This is a genomic window from Cupriavidus nantongensis (assembly GCF_001598055.1).
Classification (GTDB): Bacteria; Pseudomonadota; Gammaproteobacteria; order Burkholderiales; family Burkholderiaceae; genus Cupriavidus; species Cupriavidus nantongensis.
This window is the reverse complement of the sequence record NZ_CP014845.1, coordinates 2,183,397-2,198,229: the sequence shown is the minus strand read 5'-3', so window position 1 is coordinate 2,198,229 and position 14,833 is coordinate 2,183,397. Positions and strand designations below refer to the sequence as shown.

14 protein-coding genes are annotated in these 14,833 nt (G+C 67.8%); 5 read left to right on the top strand and 9 right to left on the bottom strand.

The window, feature by feature from the left end:
* Positions 1-88: 88 nt before the first annotated feature.
* Positions 89-1,063 (top strand): LysR family transcriptional regulator, encoded by a 975-nt coding sequence (locus A2G96_RS30725; RefSeq protein ID WP_231909708.1) that lies wholly within the window; start codon positions 89-91, stop codon positions 1,061-1,063.
* Here the strand turns inward: A2G96_RS30725 and A2G96_RS30720 are convergent.
* Both A2G96_RS30720 and A2G96_RS30715 read right to left on the bottom strand, forming a co-directional pair.
* Positions 1,050-1,742: an SDR family NAD(P)-dependent oxidoreductase gene (locus A2G96_RS30720; RefSeq protein WP_062803887.1), complete on the bottom strand. Its 693-nt coding sequence runs from the start codon at positions 1,740-1,742 to the stop codon at positions 1,050-1,052. The two genes, A2G96_RS30725 and A2G96_RS30720, sit on opposite strands and share 14 nt — an antisense overlap.
* A gap of 182 nt (positions 1,743-1,924) precedes the next feature.
* Positions 1,925-2,875, bottom strand: a complete 951-nt coding sequence (locus tag A2G96_RS30715; RefSeq protein ID WP_062803886.1) for a LysR family transcriptional regulator — start codon at positions 2,873-2,875, stop codon at positions 1,925-1,927.
* A gap of 217 nt (positions 2,876-3,092) precedes the next feature.
* Here A2G96_RS30715 and A2G96_RS30710 point away from each other — a divergent pair, with 217 nt between their 5' ends.
* The 4 genes from A2G96_RS30710 to A2G96_RS30695 all read left to right on the top strand — a co-directional run bounded on the left by A2G96_RS30710 (position 3,093) and on the right by A2G96_RS30695 (position 6,733).
* Positions 3,093-4,040 carry a hydroxymethylglutaryl-CoA lyase gene (locus tag A2G96_RS30710; protein WP_062803885.1) on the top strand — a complete coding sequence of 316 codons (948 nt, stop codon included), beginning with the start codon at positions 3,093-3,095 and terminating at the stop codon, positions 4,038-4,040.
* Between the two features lie 8 nt (positions 4,041-4,048).
* A complete protein-coding gene (locus A2G96_RS30705) occupies positions 4,049-5,212 on the top strand; it encodes a CaiB/BaiF CoA transferase family protein (RefSeq protein WP_062803884.1) in 1,164 nt (387 codons plus the stop codon).
* Positions 5,213-5,286: 74 nt separating this feature from the next.
* Positions 5,287-6,276 carry a Bug family tripartite tricarboxylate transporter substrate binding protein gene (locus A2G96_RS30700; protein ID WP_062803883.1) on the top strand — a complete coding sequence of 330 codons (990 nt, stop codon included), beginning with the start codon at positions 5,287-5,289 and terminating at the stop codon, positions 6,274-6,276.
* A 76-nt stretch (positions 6,277-6,352) separates the two neighbouring features.
* Entirely contained in the window at positions 6,353-6,733 is a 381-nt protein-coding gene (locus A2G96_RS30695; protein ID WP_062803882.1) for a DUF427 domain-containing protein, read from the top strand.
* A 3-nt stretch (positions 6,734-6,736) separates the two neighbouring features.
* Here A2G96_RS30695 and A2G96_RS30690 read toward each other — a convergent pair whose 3' ends face one another.
* The 7 genes from A2G96_RS30690 to A2G96_RS30660 all read right to left on the bottom strand — a co-directional run bounded on the left by A2G96_RS30690 (position 6,737) and on the right by A2G96_RS30660 (position 14,802).
* The gene (locus A2G96_RS30690; protein WP_062803881.1) at positions 6,737-7,087 is read right to left on the bottom strand and encodes a hypothetical protein; all 351 of its coding nucleotides are present in this window, start codon (positions 7,085-7,087) and stop codon (positions 6,737-6,739) included.
* A 5-nt stretch (positions 7,088-7,092) separates the two neighbouring features.
* Positions 7,093-7,512: a cupin domain-containing protein gene (locus A2G96_RS30685; protein ID WP_062803880.1), complete on the bottom strand. Its 420-nt coding sequence runs from the start codon at positions 7,510-7,512 to the stop codon at positions 7,093-7,095.
* 101 nt (positions 7,513-7,613) lie between these two features.
* Positions 7,614-8,444, bottom strand: coding sequence for a GntR family transcriptional regulator (locus A2G96_RS30680; RefSeq protein ID WP_062803879.1), 831 nt, complete (start codon positions 8,442-8,444; stop codon positions 7,614-7,616).
* A gap of 91 nt (positions 8,445-8,535) precedes the next feature.
* On the bottom strand, positions 8,536-9,525 hold the full coding sequence (gene puuE / locus A2G96_RS30675) for an allantoinase PuuE (protein WP_062803878.1): 990 nt from the start codon (positions 9,523-9,525) through the stop codon (positions 8,536-8,538).
* A 38-nt stretch (positions 9,526-9,563) separates the two neighbouring features.
* Positions 9,564-10,298, bottom strand: a complete 735-nt coding sequence (locus A2G96_RS30670; protein WP_018005616.1) for an aspartate/glutamate racemase family protein — start codon at positions 10,296-10,298, stop codon at positions 9,564-9,566.
* A gap of 55 nt (positions 10,299-10,353) precedes the next feature.
* On the bottom strand, positions 10,354-11,877 hold the full coding sequence (locus tag A2G96_RS30665) for an NCS1 family nucleobase:cation symporter-1 (protein ID WP_062803877.1): 1,524 nt from the start codon (positions 11,875-11,877) through the stop codon (positions 10,354-10,356).
* A gap of 762 nt (positions 11,878-12,639) precedes the next feature.
* Entirely contained in the window at positions 12,640-14,802 is a 2,163-nt protein-coding gene (locus A2G96_RS30660) for a TonB-dependent siderophore receptor (protein ID WP_062803876.1), read from the bottom strand.
* Between the last annotated feature and the right edge of the window lie 31 nt (positions 14,803-14,833).

Here is a 14,833-nt window from a genome sequence, read left to right as displayed (position 1 = left end):
CGGTTTGCGTCCATCGGTCGGCCGGGGCAGCCCCGGCATTGGCAACATCCTACGCAGCTGGCTATGATTCGAAAACTTCGAATCTTCGATGCCTGCCATCCAAAAAATGAATATCGCCGGCAAGGACCTGAACCTGCTCTACGTCTTCCATGTGCTGTACCAGGAAGGCAACGCCTCGCGCGCGGCGGCGCGCATGGCACTGAGCCAGCCGGCGCTGAGCCACAAGCTCAACCGGCTGCGCGACGAACTGGGCGACCCGCTGTTCGTGCGCGCGCCGCGCGGCCTGACGCCGACGCCGCGCGCGCATGCGCTGGCGCCGCAGGTGCAGCGGCTGGTGGCGGACCTGGATGCGTTCTACGACGCCTGCGACGGCCGCGATTTCCTGGCACGCAGCGAGGCCGTCCACATCTACACCACCGACTACATGGAGCAGTTGCTGCTGCCGGCGCTGTTGCCGCGGCTGCGCCGCGATGCGCCCGGCGTGGTGCTGGTCACGCACAACACGCGCGGCGAGCTGCCGCGCGAGGAACTGGAGAAGGGCACCTGCGACCTGGCGATCGCCGGCTTCTACGAGAACCTGCCCGACACCTTCCACCAGCAGCGGCTGGGCAGCGAGGACTTCGTGGTGCTGGCCTCGCGCACCAACGCACGCATCGCGCGCGGCCTGGACCTGGACGCGTTCCTGGCGTGCGAGCACCTGCTGACCACGCTGACCGGCGACCTCAACGGCGTGGTCGATCGCGCGCTGGCGCGGCTGGGACACCGGCGCACGGTGGTGGCGGGTTTGTCGAGCTTCCTGGCGCCGAGCCGGCTGGTGCGCGGCTCGGCGCTGTTGCTGACCTGCCTGCGCTCGGTCGCGCAGGAAGCGGTGGCGCGCGACCCGGACCTGGTGATGCTGCCGGTCCCGTTCGCGCTGCCGCGGGTCGACCTGATGCAGATCTGGCACGCGCGCACCGATGCCGACCGGCTGCGGCGCTGGCTGCGCCAGCAGATCCAGGAAGCGGCCAGCGCCATCGGCGCGGCCGCACCCGCGGCGCGCCGGCCGCGCGTCAGGCGCGGTTGACCACCGGCAGCAGCGCGCCGTGCACGGCGCGTGCCGCGTCCGAGGCCAGGAACACGATCACGTCCGCCAACGCGTCCAGCCCGACCCAGCGGGAGCTGTCTGCATCCGGCATGGCCTGGCGGTTCTCGGGCGTGTCGAGGATGCTGGGCAGCACCGCGTTGACGCGGATGCCCTGGTCGCGCAGCTCGGCCGACATCGATTCAGTGACGCGCGCCAGCGCATCCTTGGAGGCGCAGTAGGCGCCCATCTGCGCCAGCCCGCGCGCCGCCGAATTGGCGCCGACGTTGACGATGGCGCCGCCACCCCCGGCCAGCATGTGCGGCACCACCGCGCGCGCCATGTTCAGCACCGTGCCCACGTTCATGTCGAACAGACGGTTCCAGTCGGCCGCGCTGGTCTCGTGGATGCCCGTGCCCATGGCAAAGCCGCCGGCGAGGTTGCACACCACGTCGATGCGCCCGCATGCCTGCACGGCCTGGTCGATGGCCTGGCCGAGACTGTTCGCATCGAGCAGGTCGGCCTGCAGCGCGAGGTGCCCGCTGCCGGCCTCGGGCAGCGGTGCGTCATGGCGGTCCAGCAGCACCACGCGCGCGCCTGCCTGCGCAAAGGCGTGCGCGACCGCCCGCCCGAGGTTGCCGCGTGCGCCGGTGACCAGTACGTTCTTGCCGTTGAAGTTCATTTGCGTGCTCCTGCGCCGTGGCGGCGCGCATTGTCGTGATTCAGGCTTCGCCCGGCCTTTGCTATCCAACCATCGTGGCCGGCGGCGAAAAACGCAAGCCAGTCTACGCAACGGCACGCAACATAAGCTTGCGAAAACGCCTCGGGGTAACCCTCGAAACGCACAGGAAGTTGCGCGGCGGCTTACCGCCTGCGCCGTGCCCGGGCCGGCGCAGGCACGGCGCCCGCGGCCTCCTTCGCCGCGGCGTCCTCCAGGAACTGCACCAGCAACTGCGCCGCGGGCGACAGCAGCGAAAAGTCGCGGCAGCAGATCGCAAAGCGCCGTCGCGCCCAGGCGTCGCGGAGCGGGATCACGCGCAGGCCGAAGGCCGTGGCGACCAGCGTGGCGATTTCGGCCGGGATGATGACGATGCCCAGTTCCGCGCGCACGCAGCGCAGCGCAGCGTCGAAGGTCGACACCACGGCCCGATGCGCCATGCGGCGGCCAAGGATTGCGGCATAGCGCGTCAGCATGATCTGCACCGCGGTCTGCGCCGGCATGGCGATCTGGTCGTAGTCCAGCGTGTCTTCGAACCGGCAGCTGTCCGCGCGCGCCAGCGGATGCCCGGCATAGACCACGGCGGCGAGGTGGTCGGCGCGGTAGGGGCGGGTCTGGAAGCCCTCCAGGTCCGCGGCGTCCCAGCAGATGCCCAGCGGCGCGGTGCCGTCGCGCAGCGCGCGCACCACTTCGCTGCTCAGGCTTTCCTCGATGGTCACGCGTACGTCGCGGTGCGCCGGCAACTGCATGAAGGCGGCGATGTCGTCCGGCAGCGATTCCGCCATGGTCGATACCGTGGCCAACAGCCGCACCTGCCCGCGCACGCCCGAGCCGTAGTCAGCCATGTCGCGCGTGACGCGGTCGGCCGCGGCCAGCATGGCGCGCGCATGCGCCAGCACGATCTCGCCTGCAGGCGTGGGGATGACGCCGCGGCGGCGGCGTTCCAGCAGCGTGGCGCCGACGGTTTCCTCCAGCTGCGCCAGGCGCTTGCTGATGGCGGAAGCGACGATGTGTTCCTGCTCGCCGGCGCGCGCCATATTGCGGGTTTCGCAGACGGCGACGAACAGGCGCAGCGTGGTGAGGTCGAGGTCTCGCATGGTTGGGGGCGTCAGTGTTTCCGGATGGGAATGCTACGCCGCTTGTCGGCCCGGTGACGTCGCTTTATGGGAAATCCCGAAGCCGGAGCAGGTCAGCCCGGTGACTTTCCGTTCCGGAATGTATGGCTTCGCCAATCATCGTTTCAGCTTTGCCGCAGAAACTCTTAGAGTTTTCCCATCGCCCCACCGAAGGACGTCCCAACCGTCCCGGAGAACCATGAGCCATCCTTTCCCCAGCCGCGCCGTGATCCGCGAAGTCGGTCTGCGCGACGGTCTGCAGAGCATCCGCACCATCCTCCCCACCGCCAGCAAGCTCGCATGGATCCGCGGCGCCCACGCCGCCGGCCTGCGCGAGCTGGAAGTCGGCTCGTTCGTCCCCGCGCGCCTGCTGCCGCAACTGGCCGATACCGCCGAGCTGGTCGCGTTCGCGCGCACGCTGCCGGGCCTGTTCACCTCGGTGCTGGTGCCGAACCTGCGCGGCGCGCAGGACGCGCTCGACAGCGGCGCCGACCTGATGATCGTGCCGCTGTCGGCCAGCCATGCGCACAGCCTGGCCAACCTGCGCAAGACGCCCGATGAAGTCGTTGCCGAAGTGGCGCGCATCCGCGCCGCGCGCGATGCCAGCGGCGCGAAGACGCTGATCGAAGGCGGCGTCGGCACCGCATTCGGCTGCACGCTGCAGGGCCATGTCGATGCGGAAGAAGTGCTGCGGCTGATGCAGGCGCTGCTCGATGCCGGCGCTGACCGCGTCAGCCTGGCCGATACCGTCGGCTATGCCGATCCGCGCATGGTGCGCGAACTGTTCGCGCGTGCCGTCGATATCGCCGGCGACCGCTTCTGGTGCGGCCATTTCCACGACACGCGCGGGCTCGGGCTGGCCAATGCCTGTGCCGCGCTCGACGCCGGCGTGACCCGCTTCGACGCGTGCCTGGCCGGCATCGGCGGCTGCCCGCATGCGCCCGGCGCCAGCGGCAACGTGGCCACCGAAGACCTGGCCTACCTGCTCGGCAGCATGGGCATCGAGACCGGCATCGATATCGGGCGCCTGCTGGCGCTGCGCGAAGACGTGGCCGGCTGGTTGCGCGACGAGACCCTGCACGGCACGCTGTGGCGCGCCGGGCTGCCCAAGACCTACGCGGCCCGCCCCGTGGCCACCGCTGCCTGAGACCAGAGATGACCCAAGACAACAGCAACTCCCTGCCGCTTGCCGGCGTGCGCGTGGTCGAATTCACGCACATGGTGATGGGCCCCACCTGCGGCATGATCCTGGCCGACCTGGGCGCCGAGGTGATCAAGGTCGAACCGCCTGGCGGCGACAAGACCCGCAACCTGCCGGGGCTGGGCATCGGCTTCTTCCGCGCCTTCAACCGCAACAAGAAGAGCGTGGTGCTCGACATCACCACCGATGCAGGCCGCGCCGCCGCCGCCGAACTGGCCGGCCAGAGCGACATCCTGCTGGAGAACTTCCGCCCCGGCCTGATGCAGAAGCTGGGGCTGGACTACGCCACGCTGTCGCGCGACTACCCGCACCTGATCTACGTCTCGCACAAGGGCTTCCTGCCCGGTCCGTACGAGCACCGGCTGGCGCTGGATGAAGTGGTGCAGATGATGGGCGGGCTGTCCTACATGACCGGCCCGAGCGGACGGCCGCTGCGCGCCGGCACTTCGGTCAACGACATCATGGGCGGCATGTTCGGCGCCATCGGCGTGCTGGCCGCGCTGCGCGAGCGCGACCGTACCGGCAAGGGGCAGGAAATCCAGAGCGCGCTGTTCGAGAACTGCGTGTTCCTGGCCTCGCAGCACATGCAGCAATTCGCCATGACCGGCGAGCCGCCGCCGCCGATGCCGTCGCGCGTGTCGGCGTGGAGCGTGTATGACGTGTTCACGCTGGCGCAGGACGAGCAGCTCTTTATCGGCGCGGTCAGCGACAAGCAGTTCGTCACGCTGTGCCGCGTGCTCGAGCATCCGGAACTGATCGACAAGCCGGAGTACGCCAGCAATGCCGCGCGCGTGGCAGTGCGTCCGCAACTGCTGGAAGAACTCGGTGCGATCCTGCGCCACCATCGCTCCGCGGACCTGGCGCCGAAGCTCGAAGCCGCAGGCATTCCCTATGCGCCGATCGTGCGCCCGGACCAGTTGCTCGACGACCCGCACCTGCTGGCCAGCGGCGGGCTGGTGCCGATGCAGGCCGATGACGGCTCGACCACGCCCACGGTGCTGCTGCCGCTGCTGATGGGCGGCCGCCGCCCCGGCGTGCGCGGCCCGCTGCCCCGCGCCGGCGAGCACAACGAAGAGATCCTGGCGCGGCTCGGCAAAGACCGCCGCGCAAGCGCCTGAGGGCTATGCCGCGGCACAGCGGCACCACACAGCGGCACCATCTAAGCCCCACGATAACGATACGGAGACAAAGCATGCAACGTCGCACCCTGCTCAAGTCCGCGCTGGCACTTTCCGCCACGCTCGCGACCACCCTCGCCGTCCCCGGCCTCGAAGCGCTGGCCCAGGGCGGATCGGGCAAGCCCGTGCGCCTGATCCTGCCGATCAGCGCCGGCTCCGGCGTCGACAACATCGCGCGCGCCGCGGGCCCGGCGCTCGGCAAGGCCTTCGGCCAGCCGGTGGTGATCGAGAACCTGCCCGGCGCCGGCGGCATCACCGGCGCCGCCGCGGTGGTCAAGGCGCAGCCCGACGGCAGCACGCTCGGGCTGGTGTCGAACAACCACGTGATCAACCCCAGCGTGTTCCGCACCATGCCGTTCGATGCCATCCGGGACGTGACCCCGATCAGCGTGATCGGCACCACGCCGCTGGTGCTGGTGGTCAATCCCAAGGTGCCGGCGAAGAACGTGAAGGAACTGGTGGCGCTGCTCAAGGCGAAGCCCGACAGCTACAACTACGCCTCGTCGGGCAACGGCACCATCATCCACCTGGCGGGAGAGATGTTCCTGGACGAAGCGGGCGTCACGGCACGCCATGTGCCGTACAAGGGCACCGGCCCGATGGTCAACGACCTGCTGGCCGGACAGGTGGAAATGGGCGTGGTCGCGCTCAACGCGGTGGCGCCGCACCTGAAGGCAGGCACGCTGCGCGCGATCGGCCTGTGCGGCGACAAGCGCAGCGCCGCCGCGCCGGACATCGCCACCATCGCCGAACAGGGGTTGCCGGGCTACAACGTCGCCGGCTGGTTCGCCGTTATCGGCCCGGCCGGCATGCCGGCGGCGGAAGTCAAGCGCACGCACGATGCCTTTGCCAAAGCCTTCACCTCGCCCGAAGTGCTGGAAGCGATGAAGAAGCAGGGCACCGTGATCGAGCCCGGCACGCCCGAGGCCGCCGCCGCGTTCTTCCGCAGCGAAGCCGCACGCTATGCCGCGCTGGTGAAGAAGGCGAACGTCAAGGCCGAATGACGACCCTGCAGGCTGCGCGCCAGGCGCCTAGAATGGCCGGCAGCCACCGTGGCAATGCCCTGCAGGAGTGACGACCATGACCGACAAGCCCGTCAGGATCCCCGGCCCCGACCATCCCATCACCATCACGCCGACCGCCGGCAGGGTGGTGGTCAGGGTGGCCGGCATTACGATTGCCGACAGCGATGCGGCGCTGACCCTGCAGGAGGCAAGCTATGCGCCGGTGCAGTACATCCCGCGCCAACATGTCGACATGGCGCGGCTCGAGCGCAGCGCGCATGCCACCTACTGCCCGTACAAGGGCGACTGCAGCTACTTCTCCATTCCGGCCGGCGGCGAGCGCGGGCGCAATGCGGTCTGGAGTTATGAAGCGCCGTATGCCGCCGTTGCGGCGATCGGTGCGTACCTGTCGTTTTATCCCGACCGTGTAGACAGTATCGAAATCATCGGGCCGTAAGGGCTATGGTTCGAGCGCCGCATCGATCATCGCCGCGGCCAGGCCAATTACCAGTGCAATGGCCGAGGCGATAAAGCAGCGCACCGTCTTGCGATACTCCGGCACCGCATCGTCCTCGACGCGCAGCGCGCGGAACAGCGCGACGATCTGCAGCACCACCGCGGCCAGCAGCGACACCGCCGCCAGCAGCGAACGCCAGTCCCATTCGCCCGGGCTTTCGAAGCCCCAGAAGCGCCAGAACCCCAGCGAAAAGCCCAGCAGCACGGTGATGGCGGTGATGATGCCCTGGCGATAACCGGTGGGCACCACCTGCGGGGCCGGCCTGGAGGATGCCGCTGGCTCGGGCGTGGTCATGCGCTTTAACCCGGCGCCACCGGCAGCTGCACCACGGCCAGCGTGGCGTCGGCAGTGCCGACCACCTTGCTGGCATGGCCCTTGCCGGTAGTGTCTTCGAGCAGCAGCCCGCTGCCTGTCGGCAGGGCCCGGCGTTCGCCATCGCTCGCCTCGAATTCCATTGCGCCGCCCAGCACGAAGATCCACATGCGCAGCGGCGACGGGTGTGGTTCGCCAACCCAGCCAGCGGGCACGACCAGGAACCCTTGCCGGGCGGCTTCCTCCAGTGGCGATACCCAGAACGCGCGCGCGGGGGGCGCGAACAGGCGCTCGGTGACGGCAACGGCAAGCGGCGCGAAGTGCGACTCGCCGGCCGCATCCGCATACAGCCGCGCGAACGCCAGCGGCGCCCGCCCCGTGGCGGCGGGCGGCTCGATGGTGGCCATGATGAACCTCCCTGCGGCGCATTGGCGCGCCGCCTTGTCATGCAGCCAGTCTAGGCTGCCGGACGCGGAGTGCAATGCCGGCTGGGGCGCAGGGTAGGGGTCTAGCCCTTGCTGAAGATGCTGTAGAAGTCCGGCGCGCCGCTGTCCGGCATGCTCAGGTCAAGCGAGCCTTCGATGTGTTCCAGGTGTTCCGCCATCAGCGCGCTGGCGCGCGCGGCATCGCGCTGTTCGATCGCGTCGATCAGCTGCCGGTGCTCGTGCTCCGCGCAGGCGGGAGCGCCGGGACGGTCGTACAGCGTGATGATCAGGCAGGTCAGCGACACCATCTCGCGGATCAGCTTTTCGAGGATGGCGTTGCCGGCCATCTCGGCCAGCAGGATATGGAACTCGCCCGACAGGCGGATCATTGCCGCGCGGTCGCCACGGGCGCGCGCGTTGTCTTCTTCCATGGCATGGCGGCGCAAGCTTCGCACCTTGGCGGGCGTGGCGCGTTGTGCCAGTTCGGCGGCCAGCGCGGGCTCGACCACGCGGCGCGCCTGGAACACCTCGCGCGCTTCGTCCACGCTCGGGCTGGAGACGAAGGCGCCGCGGTTGGGCACCAGCGTCACCAGCTTCTCGTGCGCCAGGCGCGCAAACACCTGGCGGATGCGCGCCCGGCTGGCGCCGGTCACTTCGCACAGCCGCTCCTCGACCAGCTTGGTGCCCGCCAGCAGGCGGTGCTCCATGATGGCGTAGAGCAGGCTCAGGTAGATCGCCTCGGTGGCCGATGCCTCGCTGGCGGCGCCTTCCTGGCCGGGCTCGTCGTCCGGGGCGGCATTGGCTGCGGCTTTGGGCACGGCCTTGGGGGCGGCCTTGGGGGAGGCCTTGGTGGCCGCCCGACGCGGGGTTTTGGCGGCGGCGCCGGGCGCCGCCTTCTTCGATGTGGTTGCCATATCAGGGTACGGACATTCAGCCTGTCGCCCGAACTGGCGACGAAACACGGCTATATCGTACACAACTATGGCGACAGCGAGGCCACGGGGGTCAGGCCGGGGCGGTTTCCCTGCAGGCCGCGCGCGCTTTGGCAGCGGCGTCGCTGGCCTGGAACGGATGCACCTGCGCCCAGTGCCGCGCGATATCGACACGGCGGCAGATCCACACCTGGTCGTGCCCTTGCACGTAGTCGAGGAAGCGCTGCAGCGCGCGGAAACGGCCCGGGCGGCCGAGCAGGCGGCAGTGCATGCCGATCGACAGCATCTTGGGGCTGTCCTGGCCGCTCGGGTCGCCTTCGTCGTACAGCACGTCGAACGCATCCTTCAGGTACTGGAAGAACTGCTCGCCGGTGTTGAAGCCCTGCGGCGTGGCGAAGCGCATGTCGTTCGAATCCAGCGTGTATGGCACCACCAGGTGCGGCTTCTTCTCGCCGCCGGTGACCTCGACCTCGGTCCAGAACGGCAGGTCGTCGCCGTAGTAGTCGGAGTCGTACAGGAAGCCGCCGTGCTCGACCACCAGGCGCCGCGTGTTGGGGCTGTCGCGGCCGGTGTACCAGCCCAGCGGCAGCTCGCCGGTCAGCTCCTTGATGATCTGCATGCCGATGCGCATGTGCTCGCGCTCGGTGGCTTCGTCGATGTTCTGGTAGTGGATCCAGCGCCAGCCGTGGCAGGCGATCTCGTGGCCCAGCTCGACGAAGGCGCGGGTCAGTTCCGGATGGCGCTGCAGCGCCATCGATACGCCGAAGATGGTCAGCGGCAGGCCGCGCTTTTCGAACTCGCGCAGGATGCGCCAGACGCCGGCGCGCGAGCCGTATTCGTAGATGCCCTCCATGCTCATGTGGCGGTCGGGGTAGGCCGCGGCACCGACGATCTCGGACAGGAACTGCTCGGAGGCGGCGTCGCCGTGCAGCACGCAGTTCTCGCCGCCTTCTTCGTAGTTGAGCACGAACTGCACGGCGATGCGCGCGCCGCCCGGCCAGCGGGCGTGCGGCGGGCGGGCGCCGTAACCGGTCAGATCGCGGGGATAGCGGGACTGGAGCATGGTGGTGGAAGCGGACAAAGTGCGGGAAGACATGGGGTTCAGTTCAGGGCATAGGGGGCCAGCATGCCGGCATAGGCCTTGGGCAGCGGCCGCGCCCAATCGCCGCGCTTGCTGGTGCCCAGGCGCACCGAGACCAGCGCCTCGGCCAGCTTGACCGCGCACGACACACCGTCGATCACCGGCGCGCCGATGGCGTCGGCAATCTCGTCGCACAGGTCGGTCATGCCGGCGCAGCCCAGCACGATGCATTCGCTGCGGTCTTCGGCCAACGCCACGCGGCAGGCCTCGGTGATGATGCGGCGCGCATCGGAGCCGGGGCGCTCCAGCTCCAGCACCGGCAGGTCGCAGGCGCGCACGTTGTTGCAGAAGCGCTTCATGCCGTAGCGCTCGGCCAGGTGCCAGGCGATATTGCAGGTGCGCGCCAGCGTGGTGACCACGCTGAAACTGCTGCCGACCACGCTGGCCATGTGCATGGCGGCCTCGGCGATGCCGATCACCGGCCCGCGCGCCACTTCGCGCGCGGCGTACAGGCCCGGGTCGCCGAAGCAGGCGATGACGTAGCCATCGACGCCTTCCTGCTCGCCGGCCAGGATCTCGTCGAGGATGCCCGGCACCGACAGGGCCTCGTCATAGTGGCTTTCGATCGAAGCCGGGCCCATGCGCGGGCTGACCGCGCTGATGCGCGTGCCGGGCGCCGCCACGGCGGCGGCGCACTGGCCGATCTTGTCGGTCATGCTCTGGGTGGTATTGGGGTTGATGATCTTCAGCTTCATGGATGCGGCTCGGTTCGGTGCGATCGAATTCGTGCAGTGGACATAGAGGGTGGAATCAGGCCTGGCTCGCGGCGCGTGTGCCGAGGTGCCCCGGCATCATGCGCGGCGCCAGCTGCCGGTACAGCACCAGCGCAATGCCCATGCCGATAAACCAGCTGTAGTTGGCCGCCGCCTGCCAGGCCGGCACCACCACGCACAGGATCGGGATGATGGCCGCGGGAATCATGGTGGCCACCGCCGCCGGGTTGAAGCCGTTGCGGTACCAGTAGCGGCCGCGCGGGTTCAGCGTGTACAGGTCATCCACCTCGACATGCTGGCGCCGCACCAGGTAGTAGTCGGCAATCAGGATGCCGAACAGCGGGCCGATGAAGGCGCCCAGCACGTCCAGCGTGTAGTGGATCACCTGCGGGTTGTTGTACAGGTTCCACGGCGTGATGAAGATCGAAGCCACCGCGGCGATCATGCCGCCGGTGCGCCAGCTGATGTGCTTGGGCGACACGTTGGAGAAGTCGAACGCCGGCGAGACGAAGTTGGCGACGATATTGATGCCGATGGTCGCGGTCATGAAGGTGAAGGCGCCCAGCAGCATGGCGAAGGTGCTGTCGATATGGCTGACGGTCTCGACCGGGTCGGTGATCAGCTTGCCGAACACCGGCAGCGTGGCCGAGGTGGTGATCACGGTCAGCAGCGAGAAGCCCAGGAAGTTGACCGGCAGGCCCCAGAAGTTGCCGCGCCTGACCGACTTGAAGTCCTTGGCGTAGCGCGAGAAGTCGCCGAAGTTCAGCATCGGGCCGGAGAAGTACGACACCACCAGCGCAATCGCGCTCAGCATCACCGGCACCGCTTCCCAGCCGGTGTACTTGACGAAGCTCAGCGTGAAGTTGACGTTCTCCCAGCCGGCCTTGTTCACCAGCCAGATCGCCAGCACGATCATCACCACGTACACCGCCGGGCCGGCCCAATCGATGAACTTGCGGATAGTCTCCATGCCGGTCCAGAACACCAGCGCCTGCAGCACCCACAGCACCATGAACGCGGCCCAGCCGAGCGCCGACAAGCCGGCGAAGCCATGCAGTTTGACGTCGGCATACGGTGCCAGTCCCGGGAAGAAGTGCAGCGCCAGCACCAGGAAGGCGCTCGACGCGAGATAGGTCTGGATGCCGTACCACGCCACCGCGATCAGCCCGCGGATGATGGCCGGGATATTGGCGCCGAGCACGCCGAACGAGGCCCGGCAGATCACCGGATAAGGCGTGCCGGTCACCTGGCTGGGCTTGGCCACCAGGTTGCAGAAGTACTGCACGATGACGATGCCCACCAGCAGCGACACCAGGACCTGCCAGCTGGTCAGCCCCAGCGCGAACAGGCTGCCCGCGGTGATATAGCCGCCGACGCTGTGCACGTCGGACATCCAGAACGCAAAGATGTTGTAGGTGCCCCAGGTCTGCTTGCGCAACGGGGCCAGGTCCTCGTTGGTCAGGCGTTCGTCATAGCTGGGCTTGATCAGGGCATTGCCGTGTGCGGCATGCCCGCCCTGCGCCGGCGCTGCGTCGGCGGGTGTTGCGGTGGTTTGCATCATCTGAGTCTCCTGGCAGATGTGTGTCTTGACGATAGGCGACGCGCGGCCCTTTGGGGCTCTGTGCGGCGCGCCCGGGGGAGGGTGTTTGTGTGTCTACTAAATTGTCTACAAAATTGATTGAGTGTGTAGACGATGTTGTAGATCACGGATTTGTGATTGTCAACATTCGTTTTCCCGGAAGGTGGGAAGCGGGGACTGTGAGTAGCGGGGTTTGATGCGGGTGACTTCGTGGATGCTCCGGCCCTCACCCCCGGCCCTTCTCCCGCAGGCGGGGAGCAAGCAGGCGGAAGGGAAAAGTCCTTTGGGCTCGCCAGCGATAGCGCGTGCGAGCGCAGCGACGCACTCCGTGCCAGAGCAGTAGACCTGAGATAGGGAGCGCGCGCTGCGCAGCCGAAGGCGTCCCACCGATAGCGCCAGCAGCAGGCTGCCTACACCCTGTTGGGATCGTTCAAAAGTGGGTGATCGAAGGCACTGCCCCTGACTCACATGGCGTAGCAGGGTCGAACGGGCAACCACGCCCAAACGGAAATCACCACCGCCCGAACCACCAACACCGTGGAATTGATTGCCAGCCGCACAGGCGACGCGTTTCTTGCCTACTTCTTGGCGCTCGGCCAAGAAGTAGGTCGCCGGCTGCGCCGGCGAAACAGCCACGCCAGCCAAGCACGACAACCCATCCAACCGCCCCACCCCAAGCACAACATGAACCAACAAAAAACCCGCTCCGAAGAGCGGGTCCTGTTGCGCGCATCCGGCAAAACTTCAATACGCGATCTTCGCCGTCAAACTGATGCTGCGCGGATCCGCCGGCTGGATGTAGTTCTCGTACTGGAAGCCCCAGTACCGCTTGTTGGTCACGTTGTTTAGCGCAGCCCGCAGCGTCAGGTCCTTGCCCGCAACCCGCGTGCTGTAGCTGGCGCCGAGGTTGAACACCGTGTAACCGCCGGCGTCGAGCGTATTGCCGGCATTGAGCTTGGTGCTGCCGGTGTATTTCCCATCGACGCCAACACGCAGTCCCGGCACGAACGGCACGCGGTAGCTGACACGTCCGGCCATGATAAAGCCGGGCGCCCCGGCCACGCGGTTGCCGCTGTTGGCCACGCCGTTGTCGTAGTACGAATCGAGATACATCGCGCTGGCGCCGAATTCCCATTGCGAGCCCAGGCGATACACCCCCGCCAGTTCCAGCCCCTGGTAGATCGAGGTGCCATCCTGCCGGCGCGTCGGCACGCCGCCGCTGATGCTGTCGTACTCGGCGCCGCGCTCGATGCGGAAGGCGGCCGCGGTTGCGCTCCACTTGGCCTGGTCGGCCTTGACGCCGATTTCATACTGCTTGCTTCGGATTGGGCTCAGCAGCTGGCGCGCGTTGGTGTAGCCGTCCGGCACGATCGAGCCCGGCTCCAGCGCCTCGACATAGCTGGCATAGACCGTGGCCGTGGGCACCGGCTTGAACATCAACGCCAGCGTCGGCGTGACCACGCCGTTCTTGCTGTAGCTGGAGGTGACCGGCACATAGCCGTTCTGCTCGAAGTTGGTCACGCGCAGGCCGGCCAGCACCGACCAGCGCTCGCTCAGCTGCACGGTATCGCTGGCGAACACCGACTTCTGCGTGATGTCGCTGTTGCGCACCTTGTTGAAGGCGGTCGAGCTGTAATACGTATTGGTGTTGGGCGCGAAGATATTGCCGGTGCCGATGACCGCGCCGAAGCCGTTGTTGTCATAGCGGTCGATCTGCTTCTGCCACGACAGGCCGGCCACCAATTGATGCCCGAACGGGCCGGTGCGGAACTTGCCCTCCAGCATCGCCTGCCATTGCCCCACCTGCTGGTTCTGCGCGGTGTCGTAGCGCTGGTCGGTGTAGTCGCCGGCCTGGTTCAGCAGGTTGTAGGTGCTTTCATTGCGGCTGCGGTTGACCTTGGTGAAGCTGTAGCTGGTGCTGACCGCCCAGTCCGGATTGATCTGGTAGCGCAGGCCGGTGCTGTACAGCTGCAGGTTGGTGTTCAGGTGCTGGTCGGCGCCGGCGAAGTTGAGGATGCGCCCGGACACCGCGCCCGGCAGCGCCGTATCGCCATAGCTCCACAGGCTGAACGACGGCATCTGGCCGGTGGCGCGGCGGTCCTGGTAGATCGAATCGAAGGTCCAGGTCAGGTCTTTGGTCAGGCGCGCGTCCAGGCCCAGCGACACGCTGTCGCGCCGGATGTTGCGCGCGTTGTAGGGCGTGCCTTCCTCATGCGTCGCGTTCAGGCGGTAGCCGAACATATTGTCCGGGCCGGCGCGGCCGCCCACGTCGATGTGCTCGCTCCAGACATTGGCGGCGCGGTAGCCCAGCTCGAACGACGCGGTGAAGGTGTCGGTCGGCTTCTTGGTGACGTAGTTGACTATGCCGCCCGGCGTGGCGAAGCCGTACATGAAGCCCGGCAGCCCTTTGAGCAGCTCCACCTGCTCCATGTGCTCGTACGGCAGCGTGATGCCGTAGGCGATGAACGGCAGCCCGTTGATCTTGAAGCCGTTCTGCCAGTCGATCTGCAGGCCGCGCACGCTCAGGTAGCTGGACCAGCTGTTGTAGCCGTTGCCGTTGTCGCTGACCGACGCGTCCATGGTGAACACGTCGCCGAGCTTGGCCACCTGGCGCTCGGCCAGGTCTTCGCCGGTGACGATGGTGGTGGAGTAGGGCGTGTCCAGCTGCGTGCGCGAACCCAGTGCGCCGGTGCTGGCCTTTTTCTCAAGCTGCAGGCCGGAGTCGTCCACTGCCGACGCGCTCACGGTCACCGCCGGCAGCGACGCCGCATCGGCCGGCGCCGCCGCTTGCTGCGCCAGCGCGGCCGTCGACGGAAAGCCGGCGAGCACGGCAAGTTGCGCCAGCACGGCGAAATGGCGGGGTTGGCGTGCGCGCGCACGCGCGGCGCGAAGGACTTGGCAGCTCATAGGGAACAGCAGGAAGACAGGCAGGCCTGTA